The organism is Paracoccus sanguinis (assembly GCF_012689545.1).
GTDB lineage: Bacteria > Pseudomonadota > Alphaproteobacteria > Rhodobacterales > Rhodobacteraceae > Paracoccus > Paracoccus panacisoli.
Genome location: NZ_CP051542.1, coordinates 2,181,724 through 2,204,581, shown reverse-complemented (window position 1 = coordinate 2,204,581; position 22,858 = coordinate 2,181,724). Strand labels below are relative to the sequence as shown.

The window sequence follows — 22,858 nt, the reverse complement described above, 5'->3', positions numbered from 1 at the left end:
CCGTTGCACCGGGGCGCGGGCCATGCACAGGTCGGCGGGATGGGTATCGAGGCGGGGCCGGGCGTGGGCGCAGAGCGGGATCGGGGACCGGAGGCGCTGGAGATGCGCCGCGCGGGCGACCGTCTGGCGCTGGCCGGGCCGCTCGACCTGCGTCACCTGCCGGGCGCCGACGCGATGGAGGGGGTGGCGACGCTCGACCTTGGCGGGCTCACCCGGCTGGACACCGCCGGGGCTTGGTTCCTGCATGACGCGCAGTTGCGGGGCGTGACGCTCGAGGCGCTGCCGGCGGCGCGCCAGCCGCTGCTCGACGCGGTGATCGCCGCCTGGCCCACCCCCGACCCGCCTGCGCCGAAGGCCGCGGGCGGCTGGCGGCAGCCGGTCGAGGCGGTGGGCCGCGCGGTCGCGGCAGCGGCGGGGTATCTCGGCGCGCTGGCGGAATATCTCGGGCGCTTCCTCGCCCGCCTCGCGTACGGCCTGACCCATCCGGGCAGCCTGCGGGTGACGGCGCTCGTCCACCATTCGCAGCAGGTCGGGCTGGCTGCGGTGCCCATCGTCGTCACCATCTCGTTCCTGATCGGTGTCGTCATCGCCTATCAGGGCGCCTGGCAGCTGCGCAGCTTCGGGGCCGAGATCTTCACTGTCGATCTGGTCGCCATCTCGGTGCTGCGCGAGCTTGCGGTGCTGCTGACCGCCATCGTCGTCGCCGGCCGATCGGGCGCCGCCATCACCGCCGCCATCGGCGCGATGAAGATGCGCGAGGAGGTCGACGCCATGCGGGTGCTCGACATCAACCCCGACGATGCGCTGATCGTGCCGCGGGTGCTGGCGCTCGTGCTGATGATGCCGATCCTTGCGCTGATCGCGGACATCGCGGGGCTGGCGGGCGGGGCGGTCATGGCGTGGCTGACGCTCGACATCACGCCGATGATGTTCGTCCAGCGCGTCGCGGCCAACACCGGCGTGAACCACGCCGCGACCGGGCTGGCCAAGGCGCCGATCTTCGGGCTGCTGATCGGGGTGATCGCCTGCCACGCCGGGATGCAGGTCGGCGGCGACACCGAATCGCTCGGCCGGCGCACCTCGCAATCCGTGGTGTCGGCGATCTTTGCGGTGATCCTCGCCGATGCGCTGTTCTCGATCTTCTTTGCGAGGGTCGGATGGTAGACGCGCCGATCATCAAGGTCCGCGGGCTGGTGACGCGCTTCGGGACCAACACCATCCACGACGGGCTCGACCTCGACGTGCGGCGGGGCGAGATCCTCGGCATCGTCGGCGGCTCGGGCACCGGCAAGTCGGTGCTGCTTCGGACCATCGTCGGGCTGCTGACCCCGGCCGCGGGCACGGTCGAGGTGGCGGGCATCGACGTGCACCGCGCGACCGGGCCCGAACGCGCGGCGCTCGAGGGGATCTGGGGGGTGATGTTCCAGGACGGGGCGCTGTTCTCGACCCTGACCGTGCGCGAGAACGTCGAGGTGCCGATGCGCGGCCACCCGCTTTCGCCCGAGGCGCGGCAGGGCATCGCTGATCTCAAGATCGCCATGGCCGGGCTGCCGTTCTCAGCGGGGGGCAAGTACCCCTCGCAGCTGTCGGGCGGGATGCGGAAGCGGGCGGGGCTCGCCCGGGCGCTGGCGCTCGACCCGCAGATCCTGTTTCTGGACGAGCCGACGGCCGGCCTCGACCCGATCGGCGCGTCCGAGTTCGACCGGCTGATCGTCGGCCTGCGCGACGCGCTGGGGCTGACGGTGTTTCTGGTCACCCACGACCTCGACACGCTGCACGCCTGCGCCGACCGGATCGCGGTGCTGGCCGAGAAGCGGGTGCTCGCCACCGGCACGATGGCCGAGATGGGGCGTGTCGATCACCCCTGGGTGCGCGAATATTTCCACGGCCCGCGGGCGCGCGCGGCCGAGGCGGATGCCGCGGGCAGCGCGGACCGGACAGAGGCCGCAGACGGCGCGGCGGGATCGCAGGCAGGACGGGACTGACGATGGAAACGAAAGCCAACTACCTGCTGATCGGCAGCTTCACCATCGCCGGGTTCCTGGGGCTGCTGGCGTTCCTGATGTGGTTCATGGGCCGCGACGGGCAGAACGCCTTTGACGATTACGTCGTGGTCTTCCCCGAGATCGGCGGCATCTCGGCCGGCACGCAGGTGCAGTTCTCGGGCGTGCCGGTGGGCCAGGTCACCGACATCCGGCTTGACCCCGACGGGCGGGTGCGGGTGCAGCTCAGGCTGCGCGCCGACACCCCGATCCGCACCGACAGCGAGGCGGTGATGGTCCCGCAGGGCATCACCGGCCTGTCCACGGTCTCGGTCTCGGCCGGCACCGGCACCGCGCCCCTGCTCGAAGAGCCCGAGGAGGGGCTGCCGCAGATCCGCGCCGGGCGCTCGACGCTCGATTCGATCACCGAGGCCGCGCCCGAGCTGGTGGACGAGCTGCGCAACTCGGCCGCCCAGCTCTCGCGGCTCTTGAGCGACGAGAACCTCGCCCACGCCGATGCGGTGCTGCGCAACGTGGACCAGGCGTCGGGCAAGCTGGACCAGGCGATCGGCGACATCTCCGAGGCGGTGTCGGGCATCGCCGGGGTGGGCGCGACGCTCAAGGATTTCTCGACCCAGTTCGACGGGCTGGGGGCGCGGATCGACGGCGCGCTGGCGAGCGTCGATTCGGCCGCGAGCGGCGTCGGCAAGGCCGCCGAGGCGGTCGCGGCGACGGATTTCGCCGCGCTCTCGACCGAGGCCAAGGGGGTGCTGGCCGACGCGCGGGCGCTGATCGGCTCGGACGCCGCGGCGGCGCTGCCGGGCAAGCTGGGCGGCACGCTCGACCAGGCCTCGGCGATGCTGACGGAGCTGCGCGAGGGCGGGACGGCCGGGCGGCTCAACGAGGCGCTGACCGGCGTCTCGACCGCCGCCGCGCAGGTGACCGAGGCCGCGCGGGGGCTGGACGGCAAGATCGACGGCGCGCTGACCGGGATCGAGTCGGCGGCCGGCGAGGTGGGGAGCGCCGCCAAATCGGTCGCGGCGGTGGATTTCGCGGCGCTCTCGGCCGAGGCGCAGGGGATCCTTGCGGACCTGCGGGCGATGATCGGTTCGGACGACGCGGCGGCGCTGCCGCGGAACCTGTCGGACACGCTGGCGGCGGCCTCGGCGGTGCTCAAGGACCTGCACGAGGGCGGCACGGCGCAGCGGCTGAACCAGTCGCTGACCGCGGTCAGCGAAGCGGCGGCGCGGGTCGGGCGGGCGGCGGACGGCATCGCGCCGCTGTCGGCGCGGCTGCAACAGCTTGCCGCGCGGACCGATCAGGTGGTGTCGAGCTTCGGCGGCAACGGCGCGCTGCAGGCCGAGTTCACCCGCGCGCTGCGCGAGGTGGCGCGGGCGGCGGCCTCGGTCGGCTCGACCGCCCGCGCGATCGAGCGCAACCCGCAGTCGATCATCCGCGGGCGCTGATCTGGGTCGGGAAGCCGATGGTGCGGGCGGCGGGACTTGAACCCGCACGGCCGTTGGGCCCAGGGAGTTTAAGTCCCATGCGTCTACCATTCCGCCACGCCCGCACGCGGATCGGCGTAAGCGCGGATGCGCATTGCTGCAAGGGGGTCTGCCTGCGGCTCGCACGCGCCCACGCTACGGGCGCCCGCACCGGCCGCCGCGCTCTGAACACGCGCCGTGCGACGGGCAGCCGCCCCAATCCGGCGTCTTTCCGGCCCAAATCCCCCCACCCCGCCGCGGTCCCCCGTTCCGCCGGCGGCGGCGGCGCGCTAGAACCCTTGGCATGAGCCCGCTCCGCTCCGCCCTGCCGTTCTGGATGTCGCTGGCGCTGGTGCCGCTCGCCGGGCTGGCGATGGCGCGGGGCGGGTGGTGGTGGGCGCTGATCCCGGCCTACGCGTGGTATCTCGTTACCGGGCTCGATGCGCTTCTGGGGCTCAACACCGAGAACCCGGACCCCGAGACCCCGACCGCGCGGCTCGTCTGGCACCGCGCGATCACGGTGATCTGGCCGCCGGTGCAGGCGGCGGTGCTGTTCACCGCGATCTGGGTCGCCACCCACGGCGCCCATCTCGGCACCGGCGAGAAGCTGGGCCTGTTCTTCGGCCTCGGCGTGATGACCGGCACGATCGGCATGGTCTACGCCCACGAGCTTCTGCACCAGAAACCCGCGTGGGAGCGGGCGTTGGGCGACCTGCTGCTCGCCATGACGCTCTATTCCCATTTCCGCAGCGAGCATCTGCTCGTCCATCACGCTTGGGTCGCCACCCCGCGCGACGCCGTCTCGGCGCGCTACAACGAGGGGTTCTATCGCTTCTTCGCCCGCGTGCTCAGCGACTGCCCGCGCTCGGCCTGGCGCGCCGAGCGGCGGCTGCTGGCCCGCGCCGGGCGGCCCTGGTGGGACCGGCGCAACCCTTTCTGGCGCTACGCCGCCCTGCAGGGCGCGATGCTGGCGCTGGCCGCCGTGCTCGGCGGATGGGAGGGGCTGGCCCTCTTCCTCTGGCAGGCCTTCGTCGCGGTCTGGCAACTCGAGCTGACCAACTACGTCGAGCACTACGGCCTCACCCGCCGCCACATGGGCGAGGGGCGGTACGAGCCGGTGCTCCCGCGCCATAGCTGGAACGCGGCGCACACGGCGTCGAACTGGCTGCTCATCAACCTCCAGCGCCACTCGGACCACCATTACAAGCCCGACCGGCGCTTTCCGCTCTTGCAGACCTACACCCCCGACGAGGCGCCGCAGCTGCCCTACGGCTACCCGGCGATGACCTTCGTGGCGATGGTCCCGCCGTGGTGGCGGCGGCGGATGAACCCGCGGGTGCGGGCCTGGCGGCGGCAGTTCTATCCCGACATCGCGGACTGGAAACCCTACGCGCAGGGCGCGTTGCCGATGCCGCGGGGGGCGCTGTAGGGCAGAAAAAAACCCCGCCAGGTCACCCTGGCGGGGCAAGTTCGTCCCGCGGCGCGCGGGGGGAAACCCCGGTCGCCCGAGACACCGGCGAACCCTGCGTCAGCCGTCAGCGGCCAGCTCCGACCGAATCTGCTGGCGCAGGATGTCGATCGGTATCATCTGTCCGTCGCGGCGAAAATGCCAATATGTCCAGCCATTGCATGACGGTGCGCCCTCAAGCGCGGCGCCGACCTGGTGGATCGAGCCGCGCACGTCGCGCCCGATCAGCGAGCCGTCGGCCCGCACCCGCGCCGTGTGGCGGCCGTTGATCGACACCAGCTCCTCGCCCGGGCGCAGCATCGCCCGCTCGACCACTTGGCCGAAGGGCACCCGCGGCTCGGCCCGCTTGGCGGTCGTCGTGGCCAGCGCCGAGGCATCCAGCCGGCGCACGCGCGAGAGGCGGCGCGTGGCGACCTCGCGATAGGCCTCCTCGCGCTCGATCCCGATCCAGTCGCGGCCCAGCATCTTGGCCACCGCCCCGGTGGTCCCGGTGCCGAAGAACGGGTCGAGCACCACGTCGCCGGGGTTGGTGGTCCCGACCAGCACCCGGTGCAGCAGGCTTTCGGGCTTCTGCGTCGGGTGGGCCTTGGCGCCATCCTCACCCTTCAGCCGCTCACCCCCGGTGCAGATCGGCAGCGTCCAGTCCGAGCGCATCTGGATGCCCTCGTTGAGCGACTTCAGCGCCTCGTAGTTGAAGGTGTATTTCGCCCCCTCGGACTTCGAGGCCCAGATCAGCGTCTCGTGCGCGTTGGTCAGCCGCTTGCCGCGGAAGTTCGGCATCGGGTTCGACTTGCGCCACACCACGTCGTTCAGAAGCCAGAACCCCTGGTTCTGCAGCTCGGCGCCGACGCGGAAGATGTTGTGATAGCTGCCGATCACCCAGATCGCCCCGTCCGGCTTCAAGAGCCGGCGCGCCGCCGCCAGCCAGTCGCGGGTGAAGCGGTCGTAGTGGGCGAAGCTGCCGAACTGGTCCCAGTGGTCGTCCACCGCGTCCACGCGGCTGTTGTCGGGCCGGTGCAGCTCGCCCCGCAGCTGCAGGTTATAGGGCGGGTCGGCGAAGATCAGGTCCACCGAGCCCGCGGGCAGGGCGTTCATCACCTCGATGCAGTCTCCGGCGAGGATCTGGTTCAGCGGCAGCGTGGCGGGGCTGTCGTCCGGCACGCCGGGGGCGGCGCGCGAAACGCGCGGGTGTGTGGTGGTGCGGGTCATCTCTGCTCTCTGGTCCGGGTCGGCTGCATGGGCCGCCCGTTTCTTGCCCCCAAGATGAGTCAGAGGTGATTCGGCGTCAAATAGTATTTTGAATCAGTCTGTTAGCGATAGTTCTGGACACAATATCTTGTGAACTGCGGGAAAGCCGCGCCTATGGAATGGGGTGGGGCCAAGGTCGCGCAGCGCGGTCCGGTGCTCGGCCGTGGGGTAGCCCATGTTCCGCTCCCACCCATAGCCGGGGTGCTGTTGCGCCAAATCCACCATGATCCGGTCGCGCGCCACCTTGGCGAGGATCGAGGCCGCGGCGATCGACAGGCTCAGCGCGTCGCCGCCCACGATGGCCCGGGCAGGGCGGCCGAGGTCGCGCGGGATGCGGTTGCCGTCCACCAGCACCACGCAAGGCGCCTGCGCCAGCGCCGCTACCGCCCGGCACATCGCCAGATGGCTGGCGTGATAGATGTTGAGCGCGGCGATCTCCTCGACGCTCGCGTGGGCGACGGCCCAGATGGCGCAGGCCTCGATCCGCGCGGCGAGGCGCGCGCGCTCAGGGGCCTCGAGCTTCTTGGAATCGTCGAGCCCCCGCGGGATGCCGCGCGCCGGCAGGATCACTGCCGCCGCCGTGACCGGCCCGGCGAGCGGCCCGCGCCCGGCCTCGTCCACGCCGCAGACCAGCGTGGCACCCTCGGCGAAGCAGGCGCGCTCGTGCCGCAGGGTGGGGCGCTGGCGGCGCGGGCGGGGTGCGGGAGAGACGGGCATCGGCAGGGCCTTGGACGGTGGGTTGCCGCGGACAGGCCGGGGCGGGAGGGCTCGCCACTTTCCCACACCCCGCCGCAGGGTGGAAGGCGCGCACTGCGGGCGGAACGGCCCGCCCCGTGGCGCGCGTTGTGGGACGAAACGCAAGGGGGGACGGCATGGCGGACTGGATCGGCAAGGCGGCAGAGATGGTGGGCGGCGTCATGGTGGCGCTGCGCCGCGGCGCGACCCCGGCCGAGCAGGCGGTGGGCACCCGCCCCGCGATCCCCGAGGCGCGTCCGCAGCGGGTGATGACGCTCAAGATGCCGACCGCGGTGGGCTGGTCCGGCGGCCGCACCCCGCGCGCCGCCGCGGGGCTGGCGGTCAACGCCTTCGCCGAGGGGCTCGAGCATCCGCGCTGGCTCGAGGTGCTGCCGAACGGCGACGTGCTGGTGGCCGAATCGCGCGAGCAGGCAGGCGAGCCCGAGTCGCTCTTCGACCGCGCCAAGCACGCCACCATGCGCCGGGCGAGCGCGCTCGGCCCCAGCGCCAACCGGATCTCGCTCTGGCGCGACGCGGACGGCGACGGGCGGGCCGAGCACCGCCACGTCTTCCGCGACGGGCTGAACCAGCCCTTCGGCATGGCTCTGGTGGACGGGCGCTTCTACGTCGGCAACACCGACGGGGTGGTGGTCTTCGACTACCGCGAGGGCGCCACGCGCCTCGACGGGCCGGGCGAGCGGCTGGCCCGCTTCAAGCCCGGCGGCCACTGGACGCGCAGCCTGCTCGCCTCCCCGGACGGGCGGCGGCTCTACGCCGGGGTCGGCTCGCTCACCAACATCGCCGACGAGGGACTGGAGGCCGAAGAGGGCCGCGCCTCGATCTGGGAGCTGGACCTGACCACCGGCGCGGCTCGCGAATACGCGACGGGGCTGCGGAACGCCGTGGGCCTCGCGTTCGAGCCCGAGACCGGCGCGCTCTGGACCGTGGTGAACGAGCGCGACGGGCTGGGCGACGAGACCCCGCCCGACTATCTGACCTCGGTGCGCGAGGGCGGGTTCTATGGCTGGCCGTGGTGCTACTGGGACCGGGTCGTGGACGACCGCGTGCCCCCGAACCCCGAGGCCGTCGCCCGCGCGATCACCCCCGACTATGCGCTCGGCGGGCACACCGCCTCGCTCGGGCTCTGCTGGCTGCCCGAGGGGGTGCTGCCGGGCTACGGCGCCGGCATGGTGATCGGCCAGCACGGGTCGTGGAACCGCGCCAAGCTGTCAGGCTACCGGGTGATCCACGTCCCCTTCGCGGGCGGCCGCCCCGCCGGCCCGCCGCGCGACATCCTCGACGGGTTCCTGTCGCCCGACGAACGCGAGGCCTGGGGCCGCCCGGTCGGCGTGGCGGTGGGTCCCGACGGGCGGTCGCTGCTGGTGGCCGACGACGTGGGCAACGCGGTGTGGCGGGTGAGCGGCGCCTGACGCGCCGCCTACCGCCCCGAGCCGTGGGTGCCGAACCACAGCGGCGCGTGCCGGTTCACGTCCTTGTAGAGCAGATAGCGGAACCGCCCCGGCCCGCCGGCATAGCAGGCCTGCGGGCAGAAGGCGCGCAGCCACATGAAGTCCCCCGGCCCCACCTCGACCCAGTCGCGGTTGAGCCGATAGACCGCCTTGCCCTCGAGGACGAAGAGCCCGTGCTCCATCACGTGCGTCTCGGCGAACGGGATCGAGCCGCCGGGCTGGAAGGTCACCAGCGTGACGTGCATGTCGTGGCGCAGATCGGCCGGGTCGACGAAGCGGGTGGTGGCCCAGGCGCCCTCGGTGTCCGGCATCGGGCTGGGGGCAACCTCGGATTCGTTGGTGACGATGGGGTCGGGGCGCTCGACCCCCGCGGCGGGCTGCCAGCGCTTGCGGATCCAGTGGAAGCCGCAGTTCCCGGGCGAGGCGTTGCGGACCGCCCACGCCACCCCCGGCGGGACATAGGCGAAGCCCCCGGGCGTCAGCCGGTGGGTGGTGCCGTCGATGGTCACGTCCATCTCGCCGCCGGTGACGAACAGCGCCGACTGGATCTCGGGGTCGTCCTCGGGCGCGTCGCAGCCGCCGCCCTCGGCGAGTTCGACGATGTACTGGCTGAACGTCTCGGCGAAGCCCGAGAGCGGCCGGGCGATGATCCACATCCGCATCCCGGTCCAGCCGGGCAGGAAGCTCGTCACGATGTCGCGCATGACGCTGCGGGGGATGACGGCGTAGGCCTCGGTGAAGACGGCGGTGTCGGTGGTCAGCCCGGTCTGCGGCGGCAGCCCGGCGACCGGGCCGGCGTATTGCGGTCCGCGCGTGGCGGGCGGCGCGGGGGGGTGCGGCGCCGCGTCCTCGCCGGGGATCGGGGCGATGTTGCCGGTCGGGGTGGTGTCGTCGATCATCTGCGCCTCACTCTGTCTCGTTGGTCGAAGGGCCCGCCTGCCCCGGCTCACCCTGCCGGACGGTTGCCCCCGGGAATGGCTGCGGCCCCGGGACCCATTCTCTTTTGCCCAAATATCCCGGGGGGGCCGCGTCAGCGGCGGGGGGCAGCGCCCCCCTCCCCCAGCGCCGCCTCGAGCCGCAGCGCCGCGATGCGGGTCACCTGACGCTCGGCCTCGGCGCGCTCGGTGGCGCTGTCGTTGGCGACCCGCCGCGCCATCGCCGCCATGATTCCCGCCTTGTCGTGGTCGCGCACGGCGATGATGAACGGGAAGCCGTGGCGGGCGGTGTAGGCCTCGTTCAGCCGGGTGAACTCGGCCCGCTCGGCGTCGGTCAGCGCGTCGAGCCCGGCGCTCGCCTGCTCGGCGGTCGACTCGGCGGTCAGCCGCTTGGCCGCGGCCAGCTTGCCGGCGAGGTCGGGGTGGGCGTTCAGCACCGCGAGGCGCTCGGCGTCGGTCCCCTGCCGGAACATCTGCGCCATGCGCGCCGCAAGCCCCGCGGCGCTGTCGTGGACCGCCCCCATCTCGGCGTCCCAGACCCGCTCGGCCACCCAGGGCGAGTGCTCGTAGACCCCGCCGAAGCGGGCGACGAAGGCCGCGCGGTCCATCGCCGAGGGGCGTTCCACATCGCGGAACGGGTGCTCGGCCGCCCAGTGCCGCGCGATGTCGAGCCGGGTGGCGAACCACACCCCCTCATGCCCGCGGGCGTGGTCGAGGAACCGCTGCAGCGCCGCCGCGCGCCCCGGCCGCCCGGCGAGGCGGCAATGCAGCCCGACCGACATCATCTTCGGCGCCCCCGCCGCGCCCTCGGCATAGAGCACGTCGAAGCTGTCGCGCAGGTAGTCGAAGAAATCCGTCCCCGTCCCGAACCCCTGCCCGGACGAGAACCGCATGTCGTTGGCGTCCATGGTATAGGGCACCATCAGCTGCGGCCGCCCCTCGTGCACGTGCCAATAGGGCAGGTCGTCGGCGATGCTGTCGGCGAGATAGGCAAAGCCCCCCTCCTCGCACCCCAGCGCCACCGTGTTCATCGAGGTCCGGCCCTGGTAGAAGCCCAGCGGCCGCGATCCCGTCACGGCGGTGTGCAGGCGGATTGCCTCGGCAATGTGGGCGGCCTCGGTCTCCCGGTCGATGTTGCGGTAGTCGATCCACTTGAGCCCGTGGGTGGCGATCTCCCACCCCGCCGCCTGCATCGCGGCGACCTGCTCGGGCGAGCGCTCGAGCGCGGTGGCGACGCCGTAGACGGTCACCGGCACGTCCCTGAGCATCCGGTAGAGCCGCCAGAACCCGGCCCGGGCGCCGTAGTCGTAGATCGATTCCATGTTCCAGTGCCGCTGGCCGGGCCAGGGCTGGGCGCCGATGATCTCCGAAAGGAACGCCTCGGATGCGGCATCGCCGTGCTCGATCGAGTTCTCGCCGCCCTCTTCGTAGTTCACGACGATCTGCACGGCGATCCGCGCGCCCCCCGGCCAGCGCGGGTCGGGCGGAGTCTCTCCGTAGCCTCGCAGGTCGCGGCTGTAGCGCATCGTCGGTCCTTTCGCGTCGAACGACCGGCAGGGTCACGCGCCGGGCGGGCGATGTCCAGCCGCCCCGCCCGCGCTTTCCGGCAGGCGGCAACGCCGGGGCGGCGGGGTCGGGTCAGCCTGCGGGCACCATGTCGCGCGGCCGCGGCAGGAAGGCGGTCAAGAGCCCCAGAAGCGGCAGGAACGAGCAGATGAGGAACACGAAGCGGATGCCGTGCGCGTCGGCCACCTGCCCCAGCACCGCCGCCGCGATCCCGCCCATGCCGAAGGCAAAGCCGAAGAACAGCCCCGCGATCAGCCCGGTGCGGCCCGGCACCAGCTCTTGCGCATAGACGACGATGGCGGGCGCGGCCGAGGCGATGATGAGCCCGATCAGCACCGTCAGCGCGCCGGTCGCGGCGAGGCCTACATGCGGCAGCAGCAGGGTGAAGGGCAGCACGCCGAGGATCGAGAACCAGATCACCTTGAGCGTCCCCACCCGGTCGCCCACGATCCCGCCCAGCATCACCCCGGCGGCCGAGCCGAAGAGCAGCAGGAACAGCATGATCTGCGAGGTCTGGTTCGAGACCCCGAACTTGTCGATCAGGAAGAAGGTGTAATAGCTCGTCAGGCTTGCCATATAGAACGCCTTGGTCATCGACAGCAGCGCCAGCACCCCGATGGCCATGAGGATCCGGCGCCGGGGCAGGTTCGGCGCCGGCGGGACGCGCAGCGCGCCGGCCTTGCGCCGCCCCTCGGCCCAGGCGCCGACGCGCCACAGCACCGCGACGCCGCCCAGCGCGATCAGCGCGAGCCAGCCCAGCACCGGCCGCCCGAACGGCACGACGAGGAACGCCGCCAGCAGCGGCCCCAGCGCCTGCCCGCCGTTCCCGCCCAGCTGGAACAGCGACTGTGCGGTGCCGAACCGCCCGCCCGAGGCGGTGCGCGCCACCCGGCTGCTCTCGGGGTGGAAGATCGACGAGCCGAGGCCGATCAGCATCGCCCCGGCCAGAAGCATCGGATAGCTGTCGGCCTGCGCCAGCGTGAGGACGCCGGCGAAGCTCGACAGCATCCCCAGCGCCAGCGACTTGGGCATCGGGTGGCGGTCGGTGACGATGCCGACCACCGGCTGCAAGAGCGAGGCCGTGACTTGAAAGGCGAAGGTCATCCAGCCGATCTGGGCGTAGCTCAGCGTGAACTCGTCCCTGAGCAGCGGATAGATCGCGGACAACAGCGACTGCAGCACGTCGTTGATCATGTGGCAGGCGCTGATGGCGATCAGCACCGGCCAGACCGGGCCGGTGCGGACCGCCGCCGTGGGTGTCGTCGTGGCGCTGGGAATCATGCTCGTCGCCCCCTCGCAGGTCCGGGTGCCGCTGGTCCGGCCAGACCGTCACGGCGGCGGCGAAAGTGCAAGGGGCCGGGGTGCCGGGCGCACCGCCTCTGGCGTGCGGATGGGGCGTCCGGCCGGGCGGCGGGGCGCCGCCGGGGAACATGGCGCTGCATATTCCGCATTGCCAGCACGGCGGTCGGGGTGGCACAAACCCGGCATCCAGCGAGGGTCAAGACCATGACGGCGTCCGCCGGCGACAGCACCGATGCCCGTCCGCGCCTGCGCCGGTCGCAGCGCGAACGGACCAGCTGGCTGCAGGTCCGCGGCGTGATCATGAGCCGCATCGCCGAGGGCATCTATCCGCCCGGCGAGCTGATCCCGACCGAAATCGAGCTCGCGTCCGAGTTCGGCTGCGCCCGCGCAACGGTGAACCGGGCGCTCGCCGCGCTGGCCGACCGCGGGGTGCTGGACCGGCGGCGGCGGATCGGCACCCGGGTCGCGCCCGACCTCATCCATCCCGGCGCCTGCCAGCGCGTGCCGCGGATGCGCGACATGGTCGAGGCCGAGGGCCGCCGCTTCCGCTTCCAGTTCCTCGGCGTCTCGGGGCGGGCCGCGCCCCCGGACGTGTGCGAGCGGATGTTCTGCAGCGACCCCGCCGCGCTGGTCGAGACCTGCACCCTCTTCTACTCGGACGAGCGGCTGATCTGCGCCGAGCGGCGCTGGCACGACAGCCGGGCGCTGCCCGAATTGCTGCCCGCACTGGGGGAGGAGACGACGGCGAACGACTGGGTGTCGGGCAATGCGCCGGTGACCCGGATCGAGCAGCGGATCTCGGCCCATCTCGCCGGGGCGATCGACGCCGCCGAGATGCTCGGCTGCCCGCCCGAGGCCGCCGTGCTGCAATATGAGACCTGCCTCTGGACGGCCGGCGCCCCGGTCAGCCTGTCCCGCCACGCCATGCAGCCGGGCGAAGTCATGGCGACCCGCATCCGCTGAGCGCGGGGCGGGCCACCTCGGGTGGTCAGCCGCGGCGGCGCAGGGCGGCGAAGTCGGGGGCGCGCTTGCCGAGGAAGGCCGCGATCCCCTCGGCCGCCTCGGCCGAGGCGAGCGCGGTCGCCATCGGCGCGACCTCGGCCTCGAGCTGGCGGTCGAGCAGCTGCCGACGCCCGCCTGCGATCAGCCGCTTGATCGACGCCTGCGAGTCGGCTGGCCCGCGGGCCAGCTGCGCCGCGGCAGCCTCGGCCGCGGCGAGCGCGCCACCGGCGGGCACCACCGCGTTGATCGCCCCGATCTGGTGCAGCCGCGTGGCGGCGACGGGCTGGCCGCCGAGGCACAGCTCGGCCGCGAGCGCCGGGGGAACGGCGCCGAGCAGGCTGCCCGTCAGCCCCCCGTCCGGCACCAGCCCCGCGTTGACGTAGGACGCCGAGAAGCGCGCATCCTCGGCCGCGATGATCAGGTCGCAGGCCAGCGCGAGCGAGAAGCCCGCCCCGGCGGCGCCGCCCTCGACCGCGGCGATCACCGGGCGCGGGCAGTCGAGGATGGCGCGGATCAGGTCGGCCAGATCCTCGATCCGGGCGCGGCGCTCGTCCTCGGACATGGTCTGCGCGGTCATCAGCAGGTTCAGGTCGCCGCCGGCGCAGAAGAACCCTTCGGCCCCGGTCAGCACCACCGCGCCGATCCGCGGCTCGGCCGCCGCCTGGGCCAGCGCCGCGCGCAGCCCGGCGTACAGCCCGGCGCTCAGCGCGTTGCGGCGCGTCGGGTTGTCGTTGACGACCACCAGATAGGTGTCGCGGTCGATGATCTGGCAGTTTTCCATCGGTGCCTCCCCCGAAGCTGTTCGTGCGGCGTCGTCGCTATGGGGTCCATCTGCGGGGTGGCGGCGCGGGGTGCAAGCGGCCTTGCGGCGGAAGGGCCGCGGGTCACGCAAGGTCACGCGCGCGAGGCCGCCCTGGGGGCGCCGGTGAGGGCCGGAATTGCCGCTGGTCAAACTTTGTTGTGCGGCGGGGGCTTGGCAGGAACCGCGGCGGATGCCATCGGATTGCCCTTCAACGCCCCTTCGACCGTCGCCCGACCCGAACTTCGCCTCAACCGCATCTCGCTGACCCGATCCTTGCCTGAACTGGAGCCTGCCCCGATGTCCCGTACCCCTCGTCCCGCCGCCGCCCGCCCCTCTGCCCTCGGTCGCGGCCACGGGGGCGCGGTCCGGCTGCGGGCGCACCCGCTGGCGCTGGCGCTGGCGCTCGCACCGCTCGTGGCGCTGGCGTCGCCCGCCGCGGCACAGGACAAGCGGGTGGCGATGACGCCCGCCGACATTGAGGCCGCGACCTTCTCGGGGACCGGCGAGCTGCCGCCCGGCCAGTCGGCGCTGACCGCCAAGCTGCAGGTGCTGCTCGACCGCTCGGGCGTCTCGCCCGGGGTGGTGGACGGGTTCCGCGGCGGGATGAGCGAAAGCGCCATCATGGCCTTCGAGCGGATGCACGGCCTGCCGCAGGACGGCCACCTCGACCCCAATGTCTGGGCGCTGCTCGAGCGCTTTGCGGGCGAGCCGCTGACCTCGACCTATACCGTCACCGAGGAGGACGCGAAGGGCCTCGTTGACAAGATCCCCACCGACTACGCCGAAAAGGCGCAGATGGAGACGCTCGGCTATACCTCGGTCGCCGAGAAGCTGGCCGAGCGCTTCCACATGGACGAAAAGTTCCTGATCCAGCTGAACCCCGGCAAGAAGATCGCGCCGGGCGAGACGATCGCCATCACCGTCCCGGCCAAGCCGATCACTGGAAAGGTGGCGCGGATCGTGGTGGACAAGGCGACCAGGCGGGTCGCGGCCTATGACGGCGCGGGCAAGATGCTGGCCGACTACCCGGCCACGGTCGGGTCGTCCGACACCCCCTCGCCCCATGGCAGCCACCTGGTCGAGGCGGTCGCGCTGGACCCGACCTATACCTACAACCCCAACGTCAACTTCAAGCAGGGCAAGAACGACAAGGTGCTGACCATCCCGCCGGGGCCAAACGGGCCGGTGGGGAACGTCTGGATCGACCTGTCGCAGCCGACCTACGGCATCCACGGCACGCCGACGCCCTCGCAGCTGTTCGTGAACGAAAGCTACGGCTGCGTGCGGCTGACGAATTGGGATGCGCGCGAGCTGGCCAAGATGGTGCAGCCGGGGGTGACGATCGTCGATTTCCTCGCGCCCGGGGTGGCGATTGCGGATGTGACGAAGCCGGTCGACCCGCCGGTGATCCCCGAGGCTAACGCGGCTGAGGGCGCAGCCGCCCCGGGGGTGACGGTGTCCGGTCGTCCGGTGCCGCGGTCGGCGGCGGTTGCGGGTGCGGCGGGTGGGGCGACGGCCTCCGGCGCGGCCGCCCCGGCCACGGGGACCACCGCTACGCCGGTCCCCGGCACCACTCCGGCGGCGGTGCCCGCCGCGACGGTTGGCGCGGGGTCCGATCCTCTGGGGCAGGCGCTCGACCAGGCGACTGGCGCCACGCCCGGCGCGCAGCCCTATGTGCTGCCCACCCCCGGCGCTGCGGCGCCCGCCGCCACGAACTGATGCGCCGCCTGACCGCCGCGGCGGCGCTCGCGGGGCTCGCCGCACTGGGCGGGGCGGCGAGCGTGGTGATGGGCGTCGCCCCGGTCGTGGCGCAGGCCGACGATGCCAAAGCCCCCGCCCCGGCCCCGAAGTCCCGCCCGGCGCAGGCCGACGCAGGGGAGGCGGACACTGCCCCCCCGCCACGGCGCCCGGCCGAGCCGCCCCGCCCCGCCGCGCAGGGCCGCCTCATCCCGCCCGAGGAGATGCCGCCCCCTGCGGCCCCGGCGGCCAAAGCCGGCGCAGAACCCACGGCCGCAGAGGCAACCGTCCCGCCTGCTTCCTCCGGCTCCTTGATCCCCCCCGAGCCGGTCGTCCCCGCAGGCCCCCCAATCCCCGAAACCCTGCGCGAAACCGACTTTGCCCACGCCGCCTGCCGGCTCGAACTGCGCCGCCTGGGGGTCGAGTACCGCGAAATCCCCGCCCTCTCGGACCCCGCGCAGCGCGACTGCGGCATCGCCCGGCCGGTCGAGGTCACCGCGATCCTGCCCGGCGTGACGCTGGACCAGCCCGCGCCGATGCGCTGCGAGACCGCGCGGGCGCTGGCCCACTGGATGGCGGAGGTCGTGGTCCCCGCCGCCGGCCGCCTGCCGGGTGCGCCTCGGGTGACGGGCCTCTCGCTCGGGACCACCTACCAGTGCCGGGGCGTGGTCGGGAACGGCACGCCGCAGAACCTCTCCGAGCACGCCACCGGGAACGCGATCGACATCGCGGGATTCCGCTTCGATACCGCGCCGCCGATGCCGATCACGCCGCCCGGTGACCGGGGCGACCTTGCCGTGGCGTTCCAGAATGCGGTGCAGGGGGCGGCCTGCCTGTATTTCACCACCGTGCTCGGGCCGGGCAGCAATGCCGCGCACGAGGATCACCTGCACCTCGACGTCAAGGCGCGCCGCGGCGGGTTCCGGCTCTGCCAGTAGGGCTCAGCGGCGGCGGCGCTCGAGGTCGAGATACTCGGGGTCGAACCGCGCCAGCCGCGCCAGCCCCAGCCAGTCGAGGATCTGGATGTCGGTTCCCGCCCAGCGCACCAGCCCGCGGTCGCGCAGGTCGCGGACCGCGCGGTTGATGTGGATCGACGAGTAGCCGAGGATGTTCGCCAGCTCGCGCTGCAGCAGCGGCAGCGTCAGCCGGTGGTCGCGGGCCGCACCCACGGCGGCGAGCCGCGTGTAAATCTCGCAGATCAGATGGGCGAGATGCGCGCTCGACCGCAGCGCGTTCGCCGCCACCAGCCACTGCCGGTGGATCGCCGCGTCGATCGCCGTGGACATCCACAGCAGCCGGGTCAGATGCGGGTAGTTCTCGGTGATCTCGGTCAGCACCGCGTGGTCGATGAACTCAGCCTCGGCCGGGCCCACGGCGATGACGCTGTGTTCGATCCCGCTCAGGACGAAGGCGTGCAGGTCCACGAAGTCGCCCGGCACGTGCAGCGCCGTGATGACGGTCTGCGTCGAGTTCCCGCGCAGGATGTGCAGGCGGCCCGCCATCCCGCGCAGCATCAGGCAGCTGCGGTCGATGTCGCTGCCCGCGGACACCATCGTCTCGCCGGGGGCAAAGCTGCGCGTCTCGGTGGGAATCGACCGCAGCTTCTCGAGGTCCGCAGCGCTCAGGGAATCGCGGCGCTGGAGATAGCGGACGAAATATTCAGTCAGTGCCATGATGGTCTTTCAGGGACGCAGCGGACGAATAAATGTCAGGCGGACCAACATGATGCAATGCGCAGCGCCCGGCGGCTAACAAAGTTACACCGGACCCGGACGGCGAACGGGGGGCAGCGCCGCCGCCGCCCCCCGCCTCACATCTTGCGTTTGCCTCAGCGGCGATCGAGGTCGCGGTCGGTGGCCAGGCCCGGGGCGCGCTCGTCCTCGATCTCGACCTCGGTCTTGCGGACGCTGTCGCGCACGGTCTCGACGTGGCTCTCGACGTCCTTGTTGAGGTGGATCTCCTCGACGACGCGAGCCTCTTTCTGGACCACGGGCGCCTCGACATACTCGCGCGCCTCGATGGTGCGGTCCTCGAAGGTCGCCCCGTCGGCCGGGCGGTCCACCGGGCGACGCTCGATGCTGACACGCTCGCTGCGCAGCTCGACGTCCTGCTCGACCGGGGTTTCGCGGACGTAGGACCGAACGCGGACGCGGCCGCCCTCGGCCTCGCGCTTCGAGACCATCAGCCGCTCTTCCACCACGTCGATCTTGCCGTCGGCGTCGAGGTCCCCCTCGAGCGGGGCGCGGGTGGCGTGACGCTCGGTCTCGACCCGGCCCTCGGCGTAGCCGGTGGTCGCGGTGCCGAGGACGGGGTCATAGCCGGTCCAACCCTCTTCGCGCCATTCGGCCTCGCGGGCGTCCAAGTCGACCGCACCCTCGTCATCGAGGATGTCGAGCGCGGTGTCGTACTGCCCGGCCGCGAGGTTCGAGACGGTCACGAGGTAACCGCCGCGGTTCAGGCCCTCGGCATAGGCGTAGCGGTCTTCCTCAGGGAAGAAGAAGTCGCCGATCGATTCGAAGAAGCCCTTGTCGTGGGTGCGGGTGTCGACGGCCGCGTCGCGCTGGACGCTGCCGTAGCCTTCGTTCTCGCCGCCCGTCAGGACGACATCAGCGATGCCGGCGGCTTCGAGCCGCGACACGGCGCGATCGGCCTCGGCACGGGTGTCGAACATCGCCGAAAGCGAGCGGGTGGAGCCGGTGTTTTCGATGGCCATTGTGATTGGTCCTTGTTTCAGGGGGTCGGGGCGGGTGCGGTGGGTCTGGGCGACGTTCGGTCGGTCAGCCGTCGCGCCCGTCGAAGCCGGACGGAGGCTGTCCGGGGTCGGGGTCGCCCGGGTCGGCCGGGCCAGGCTCCAGCGGCTCGACCACCGCGCGCTGGCGTCGCAGGCTCACCGGAACGTCGACCGTCTCGGTCGCGTGAACCCGGCGAACATGGATCTCTTCGGTGAGGACGAGGACGGTGCGCACCACCGCGCGTTCCTCAACCACGGGAATGATGAGCAGGTCGCCCTCTTCGCGGGGGGCGGGGATCGCGTCGACTTCGCGCTCGATGGGGTGGCGCGAGACCTCAACGCGCTGCGAGCCGAGTTGCGCCTGCAGGATCTCTTCGACCGCCTCGGTCATCAGGCGGACGCGGACGCCACCCGTCTCGCGGCGCTGAATGCCGATGCGGGCGGTTTCTTCGACGACCTCGATGGTGTCGGTCTGCCGGTCGCGGTCGAGCGCCAAGCCGTTGAATTGAGAGCCTTCATGGCCAAGAAGCGACGGGTCGCGCGGTGTGGAAGAGGTCATGCGGCTCGCCCTGGGCTGACACGGGCCGAGGCAGCGGCCCGATTTCGTTGGCAGTCGGCACGAGAACCCCCGGCAGTGCTTTCCGGTTCAGGCGGTTAACAATTGTGAGTTGATGTCCGCTTGGCGGTCTGTCCGTCGGACGTCCGCGCCAAGGCAGGCGCAACGCCGATCAACGAACTTCCGGGGCTCGGCTTGCCGACTTCCCGTGCGGTCGCACGGCTTGCCCCTCGGAACCCGCACCCTCCGGCCCCAATCCCCCGCCTTCCGCGCCTTACCGCCCCGGCCCACCCCCGCGCGCGGCCAGCGCCTCACGCAACAACCGAAAACTCTCGCCCGCATTCGCCGCCTTCTGCGCCGCCAGCGCGTCGAGCGCGGGCCAGAGCCGCACCGCCTCGTCCAGCCGCGGGTCGGTGCCGGGGGCATAGAGCCCCGCCTTGATCATCAGTTCGGACTCGGCATAGAGGCCCATCGCCGCCCGGGCGCGCGCGATCAGCGCGTTCTCGGCCTCGCTCGCCGCATGGGGCAGCGAGCGCGAAACCGAGCGCAGCACGTCCACCGCCGGAAACCGCCCCCGCTCGGCAATGGCCCGGTCGAGGACGACGTGCCCGTCGAGCACGCCGCGCAGGATGTCGGCGACCGGCTCCTCCATGTCCGACCCGGCCACGAGGACCGAGAAGATTGCGGTGATGTCGCCCGACGCCTCGTGCCCCGGCCCGTCCGGCCCCGGCCCCGAGCGTTCGGCCAGCGCCATGATCATCTGCGCGGTCGAGGGCGGAAAGCCGCGGTGGCTCGGCGCCTCGCCCGAGGCGAGCGCGATCTCGCGGTGCGCCTCGGCGAAGCGGGTGATCGAATCGGCCAGGAACAGCACGTGCCGGCCGGCGTCGCGGAAATGCTCGGCCACGGCCATCGCCGCCCAGGCGCAGCGCCGCCGCATCAGCGGCGACTGGTCCGAGGTCGCGGCGACGACCACCGCCCGCGCCATCCCCTCGGGGCCGAGCGTCTGCTCGACGAACTCGCGCAGCTCGCGGCCCCGCTCGCCCACCATGGCGATCACCACGACATCCGCGGTGACGCCGCGGGCGAGCAGCGACAGCAGCGTGGACTTGCCCACCCCCGAGCCCGCAAAAAGGCCGATCCGCTGGCCCCGGACGATCGGCAGCAGCGTGTCGAAGACCGCGAGCCCGGTGTCGAGCCGCCCGCCCAGCCGCCGCCGCGAGGCCGCCGGGGGCGGCGGGGCGCGATAGCGCCGGTCGGCGTGGCCCGCTGGCAGCGGCCGCCCGTCGAGCGGCCGGCCGAGCGGGTCGATGATGCGCCCGATCCAGCCGTCGCAGGGCGCCAGCACCGGCCGGAACAAGAGCTCGACCACCGCGCCGATCGACAGCCCGTCGGCCGCCCCCTCGGGCAGCACCAGCGCATGATCCTGCGTGAGCCCGATGATCTCGCCGAACAACGCCCCGTGCAGGAAGCCGACGCGGTCGCCGACCGAGGCCGAATGGCTCAGCCCGTCCACCTCGACCACGCCTGCGCGAATCGCCGAGACGCGGCCGAAGTGACGCCCGAGCCGCAGGCCGCGGATGCGTGCGGCGGCCGATTCGATCCTGTCCAGCATGACTCTGTTCGCTCCGCTTCGCCGTGGGCGGTCAGAAAATCTGCGCCGCGAAACGGTTTATAAACCTCTCGGGGTTAAGACCGGGTTTATCGCCAGGCACGAGGAGAATCCCTTGTTCGGACAAATCGACACGATGCGCATGGCGCGCGAACTCGGCGCCCATGCGGCCGCCCGCCAGCGGGTGGTCGCCACCAACGTCGCCAACGCCGACACCCCCGGCTACCGCGCGGCGGACCTCGCGGCCTTCGCGCCCGAACCGCCCGGCGCGCTCAGCGTCGGCTTGCGCACAACCCGCCCCGGCCATGTCGGCGCGGGCGACTGGGGCAGCGGCGGCAGCGGGGTCCGGGCGGCGCGGATCGACGCGGGCGGCGAGGCCTCGCCCGACGGCAACACCGTCTCGCTCGAGGATGAGATGATGCGCGCGGCCGAAGCCAAGCGGCAGTTCGACCTGTCGCTCGCGGTGGTGCAGTCGGGAATGACGCTCCTGCGCACCGCCGCCGGACGCCGCGGCTGAGGGGGCGGGGATGACCGATCTGTCCGCCACCGCGATCTCGGCCTCGGCCCTGCGCGCCCAGGGGGTGCGGCTGCGCCACATCTCCGAGAACATCGCCAACGCCGACACGCCCGGCTATCGCCGCAAGCTGGTCCGGTTCGAGCCCGAGCGCGACTTCGGCCGCGCCACCGGCGCCGTCGCGGCCAGCCGGACGCTGCACGACACCCGCGCCCTGCCCGAGGTCTATGACCCCGGCAACCCGATGGCCGGACCGGACGGCTATTACCTCGGCTCGAACGTCGATCTCGTGGTCGAGGTCGCCGACGCCCGCGAGGCGAGCCGCAGCTACGAAGCCAATCTCAAGATGTTCGAGCAGTCGCGGGCGATGTCGGCCTCGCTGCTCGACCTGATCCGCCGCTGAAAGGAGCCGCCATGTTCTCGCTCGCCACCGCCGCGATCCAGTCGGGCAGCCGCGCCGCCTCGGCCTATGCCGAGGCGCGCACCGCCGCCGCCCCCGCGCCTGCCACCGCCGGCCCCGCCGCCGGGATCGGCAGCGCCGCCGCCGAGTTCGCCCGCGTCATCGAGGGCGCCGACCGCGCCGCCATCGGCGCGATGGGCGGCACCAGCGACACCCAGGCGCTCGTCCAGTCCATCGCCGAGGCGCAGATGGCGATGGAGACCGCCGTCGCGATCCGCGACCGCGTCGTCGAGGCCTACCAGGAAATCCTGCGGATGCCGGTCTGATGGACGAGAACCTGATCTTCGACCTGACCCGGCAGGCGCTCTGGGTCGCCGTCACCATGTCGGCGCCGCTGCTGATCGTGGCGCTGGTGACGGGCGTGGCCATCGGCCTCTTCCAGGCCCTGACCTCGGTGCAGGAGATGACGCTGACCTTCGTGCCCAAGGTCGGGCTGATGCTCGTGGTGTTCTGGGTCACGATGAGCTTCATGACCCAGACGCTTTCCGGGTTCTTCTCGGACCGGGTGCTGCCGCTGGTCGCGGGGGGTTGAGATGGACAACGCCATCTACGCCGCCCTCACCCGCCAGTCCGGCCTGATGCGCGAGATGCGCACCGTGGCCAACAACATGGCCAACAGTTCGACCACCGGCTTCCGGCGCGAGGGGGTGGTGTTCTCGGAATACATGTCCCCCCTGGCAAACCGCGGGGCCGGGCGCGAGACGCTGTCGATGGCCAACGCGCGGGGCCGCGAGGTGGACCTCACGCCCGGCAGCCTGACGATGACCGGCGGCTCGCTTGACCTCGCGCTCGAGCAGGGCGGGTTCTTCATGGTCGAGACCCCGCAAGGCAACCGCCTAACCCGCGCCGGCGCCTTCCTGCTCTCGCCCGAGGGCGAGATCACCAACGCCGACGGCTACCGTGTGCTCGACGAGGGCGGGGCGCCGATCGCGGTGCCGCCCGGGACGCGCAGCCTCGGCGTGGGGCCGGATGGCACGCTGTCCGCGGACGGCCAGCCGGTCGGTCGCATCGGCGTCTTCGACCAGCCCGACCGCGCGAAGCTTACGCATGAGGGCGGCACGCTGTTCTCGGCCGAGGGCGCCGAGCCGATGCCCGATGCCGTGGTGCGGCAGGGGTTCCTCGAGGACTCGAACGTCAACCCGGTGCTCGAGATCGCCCGGATGATCGAGGTCCAGCGCGCCTACGAACTCGGCCAGTCCTTCCTTGAGGGCGAGGACCAGCGCATCCGCGCGGCCATCGCCGCCACCACCCGCTAGAA

Annotated in this window: 23 protein-coding genes and 1 tRNA gene; 13 read left to right on the top strand and 11 right to left on the bottom strand. The window is 72.4% G+C overall.

Going from position 1 to position 22,858, the window contains the following annotated elements:
* The first annotated feature begins 39 nt into the window (after positions 1–39).
* From HGN31_RS10510 to HGN31_RS10500, 3 genes are read left to right on the top strand one after another with little or no spacing between them, the layout of a single operon-like run.
* The gene (locus HGN31_RS10510; protein ID WP_244960970.1) at positions 40–1,164 is read left to right on the top strand and encodes an ABC transporter permease; all 1,125 of its coding nucleotides are present in this window, start codon (positions 40–42) and stop codon (positions 1,162–1,164) included.
* Positions 1,158–1,985, top strand: coding sequence for an ABC transporter ATP-binding protein (locus HGN31_RS10505; protein WP_168783144.1), 828 nt, complete (start codon positions 1,158–1,160; stop codon positions 1,983–1,985). Before HGN31_RS10510 ends, HGN31_RS10505 begins: the two co-directional genes overlap by 7 nt.
* Before the next feature lie 2 nt (positions 1,986–1,987).
* Entirely contained in the window at positions 1,988–3,448 is a 1,461-nt protein-coding gene (locus tag HGN31_RS10500; protein WP_168783143.1) for an MlaD family protein, read from the top strand.
* An 18-nt stretch (positions 3,449–3,466) separates the two neighbouring features.
* Here the strand turns inward: HGN31_RS10500 and HGN31_RS10495 are convergent.
* A tRNA-Leu gene (locus HGN31_RS10495) sits at positions 3,467–3,552 on the bottom strand.
* Between the two features lie 218 nt (positions 3,553–3,770).
* Between HGN31_RS10495 and HGN31_RS10490 the strand changes: the two genes are divergently transcribed.
* Positions 3,771–4,895, top strand: coding sequence for an alkane 1-monooxygenase (locus HGN31_RS10490; protein WP_168783142.1), 1,125 nt, complete (start codon positions 3,771–3,773; stop codon positions 4,893–4,895).
* Between the two features lie 99 nt (positions 4,896–4,994).
* Here HGN31_RS10490 and HGN31_RS10485 read toward each other — a convergent pair whose 3' ends face one another.
* The gene (locus HGN31_RS10485) at positions 4,995–6,143 is read right to left on the bottom strand and encodes a site-specific DNA-methyltransferase (RefSeq protein ID WP_081973129.1); all 1,149 of its coding nucleotides are present in this window, start codon (positions 6,141–6,143) and stop codon (positions 4,995–4,997) included.
* A gap of 93 nt (positions 6,144–6,236) precedes the next feature.
* Entirely contained in the window at positions 6,237–6,899 is a 663-nt protein-coding gene (locus HGN31_RS10480; RefSeq protein WP_168783141.1) for a ribonuclease HII, read from the bottom strand.
* Positions 6,900–7,054: 155 nt separating this feature from the next.
* On the opposite strand from HGN31_RS10480, the gene HGN31_RS10475 reads away from it, so the two are divergent.
* Positions 7,055–8,347: a PQQ-dependent sugar dehydrogenase gene (locus tag HGN31_RS10475; RefSeq protein WP_168783140.1), complete on the top strand. Its 1,293-nt coding sequence runs from the start codon at positions 7,055–7,057 to the stop codon at positions 8,345–8,347.
* 8 nt (positions 8,348–8,355) lie between these two features.
* Here HGN31_RS10475 and HGN31_RS10470 read toward each other — a convergent pair whose 3' ends face one another.
* The 3 genes from HGN31_RS10470 to HGN31_RS10460 all read right to left on the bottom strand — a co-directional run bounded on the left by HGN31_RS10470 (position 8,356) and on the right by HGN31_RS10460 (position 12,168).
* Positions 8,356–9,285, bottom strand: a complete 930-nt coding sequence (locus HGN31_RS10470; protein ID WP_081962593.1) for a bifunctional allantoicase/(S)-ureidoglycine aminohydrolase — start codon at positions 9,283–9,285, stop codon at positions 8,356–8,358.
* A 131-nt stretch (positions 9,286–9,416) separates the two neighbouring features.
* Positions 9,417–10,847 (bottom strand): allantoinase PuuE, encoded by a 1,431-nt coding sequence (puuE, locus tag HGN31_RS10465; RefSeq protein ID WP_168783139.1) that lies wholly within the window; start codon positions 10,845–10,847, stop codon positions 9,417–9,419.
* Between the two features lie 112 nt (positions 10,848–10,959).
* Positions 10,960–12,168 carry an MFS transporter gene (locus HGN31_RS10460; protein ID WP_168783138.1) on the bottom strand — a complete coding sequence of 403 codons (1,209 nt, stop codon included), beginning with the start codon at positions 12,166–12,168 and terminating at the stop codon, positions 10,960–10,962.
* A gap of 225 nt (positions 12,169–12,393) precedes the next feature.
* Between HGN31_RS10460 and HGN31_RS10455 the strand changes: the two genes are divergently transcribed.
* A complete protein-coding gene (locus tag HGN31_RS10455; protein ID WP_052512968.1) occupies positions 12,394–13,152 on the top strand; it encodes a GntR family transcriptional regulator in 759 nt (252 codons plus the stop codon).
* A 25-nt stretch (positions 13,153–13,177) separates the two neighbouring features.
* Here the strand turns inward: HGN31_RS10455 and HGN31_RS10450 are convergent, their stop codons facing one another.
* Positions 13,178–13,972 carry an oxepin-CoA hydrolase, alternative type gene (locus HGN31_RS10450; protein ID WP_036703578.1) on the bottom strand — a complete coding sequence of 265 codons (795 nt, stop codon included), beginning with the start codon at positions 13,970–13,972 and terminating at the stop codon, positions 13,178–13,180.
* A gap of 318 nt (positions 13,973–14,290) precedes the next feature.
* Here HGN31_RS10450 and HGN31_RS10445 point away from each other — a divergent pair, with 318 nt between their 5' ends.
* Positions 14,291–15,712: a L,D-transpeptidase family protein gene (locus HGN31_RS10445; protein WP_168783137.1), complete on the top strand. Its 1,422-nt coding sequence runs from the start codon at positions 14,291–14,293 to the stop codon at positions 15,710–15,712.
* The gene (locus tag HGN31_RS10440) at positions 15,712–16,668 is read left to right on the top strand and encodes an extensin-like domain-containing protein (protein ID WP_244960968.1); all 957 of its coding nucleotides are present in this window, start codon (positions 15,712–15,714) and stop codon (positions 16,666–16,668) included. The genes HGN31_RS10445 and HGN31_RS10440 overlap by 1 nt, the downstream gene beginning before the upstream one ends.
* A gap of 3 nt (positions 16,669–16,671) precedes the next feature.
* On the opposite strand, the gene HGN31_RS10435 is transcribed toward HGN31_RS10440, so the two are convergent.
* The 4 genes from HGN31_RS10435 to HGN31_RS10420 form a co-directional block, all read right to left on the bottom strand.
* Entirely contained in the window at positions 16,672–17,403 is a 732-nt protein-coding gene (locus HGN31_RS10435) for a Crp/Fnr family transcriptional regulator (protein ID WP_052172160.1), read from the bottom strand.
* 155 nt (positions 17,404–17,558) lie between these two features.
* Positions 17,559–18,443, bottom strand: coding sequence for a YsnF/AvaK domain-containing protein (locus HGN31_RS10430; protein ID WP_052176508.1), 885 nt, complete (start codon positions 18,441–18,443; stop codon positions 17,559–17,561).
* 64 nt (positions 18,444–18,507) lie between these two features.
* A complete protein-coding gene (locus HGN31_RS10425) occupies positions 18,508–19,020 on the bottom strand; it encodes a YsnF/AvaK domain-containing protein (protein ID WP_168783136.1) in 513 nt (170 codons plus the stop codon).
* Positions 19,021–19,291: 271 nt separating this feature from the next.
* Complete coding sequence (locus HGN31_RS10420; protein ID WP_168783135.1) at positions 19,292–20,629, bottom strand: FliI/YscN family ATPase; 1,338 nt, start codon at positions 20,627–20,629, stop codon at positions 19,292–19,294.
* Between the two features lie 112 nt (positions 20,630–20,741).
* Here HGN31_RS10420 and HGN31_RS10415 point away from each other — a divergent pair, with 112 nt between their 5' ends.
* From HGN31_RS10415 to HGN31_RS10395, 5 genes are read left to right on the top strand one after another with little or no spacing between them, the layout of a single operon-like run.
* Entirely contained in the window at positions 20,742–21,143 is a 402-nt protein-coding gene (locus tag HGN31_RS10415; protein WP_168783134.1) for a FlgB family protein, read from the top strand.
* Positions 21,144–21,153: 10 nt separating this feature from the next.
* A complete protein-coding gene (gene flgC, locus HGN31_RS10410) occupies positions 21,154–21,543 on the top strand; it encodes a flagellar basal body rod protein FlgC (RefSeq protein ID WP_036735000.1) in 390 nt (129 codons plus the stop codon).
* Between the two features lie 11 nt (positions 21,544–21,554).
* Positions 21,555–21,866: a flagellar hook-basal body complex protein FliE gene (fliE, locus tag HGN31_RS10405; protein ID WP_036702626.1), complete on the top strand. Its 312-nt coding sequence runs from the start codon at positions 21,555–21,557 to the stop codon at positions 21,864–21,866.
* Positions 21,866–22,132 carry a flagellar biosynthetic protein FliQ gene (locus tag HGN31_RS10400; RefSeq protein WP_036702628.1) on the top strand — a complete coding sequence of 89 codons (267 nt, stop codon included), beginning with the start codon at positions 21,866–21,868 and terminating at the stop codon, positions 22,130–22,132. Before fliE ends, HGN31_RS10400 begins: the two co-directional genes overlap by 1 nt.
* 1 nt (position 22,133) lies before the next feature.
* Positions 22,134–22,856, top strand: coding sequence for a flagellar hook-basal body complex protein (locus HGN31_RS10395; RefSeq protein ID WP_168783133.1), 723 nt, complete (start codon positions 22,134–22,136; stop codon positions 22,854–22,856).
* The last annotated feature ends 2 nt before the right edge of the window (positions 22,857–22,858 follow it).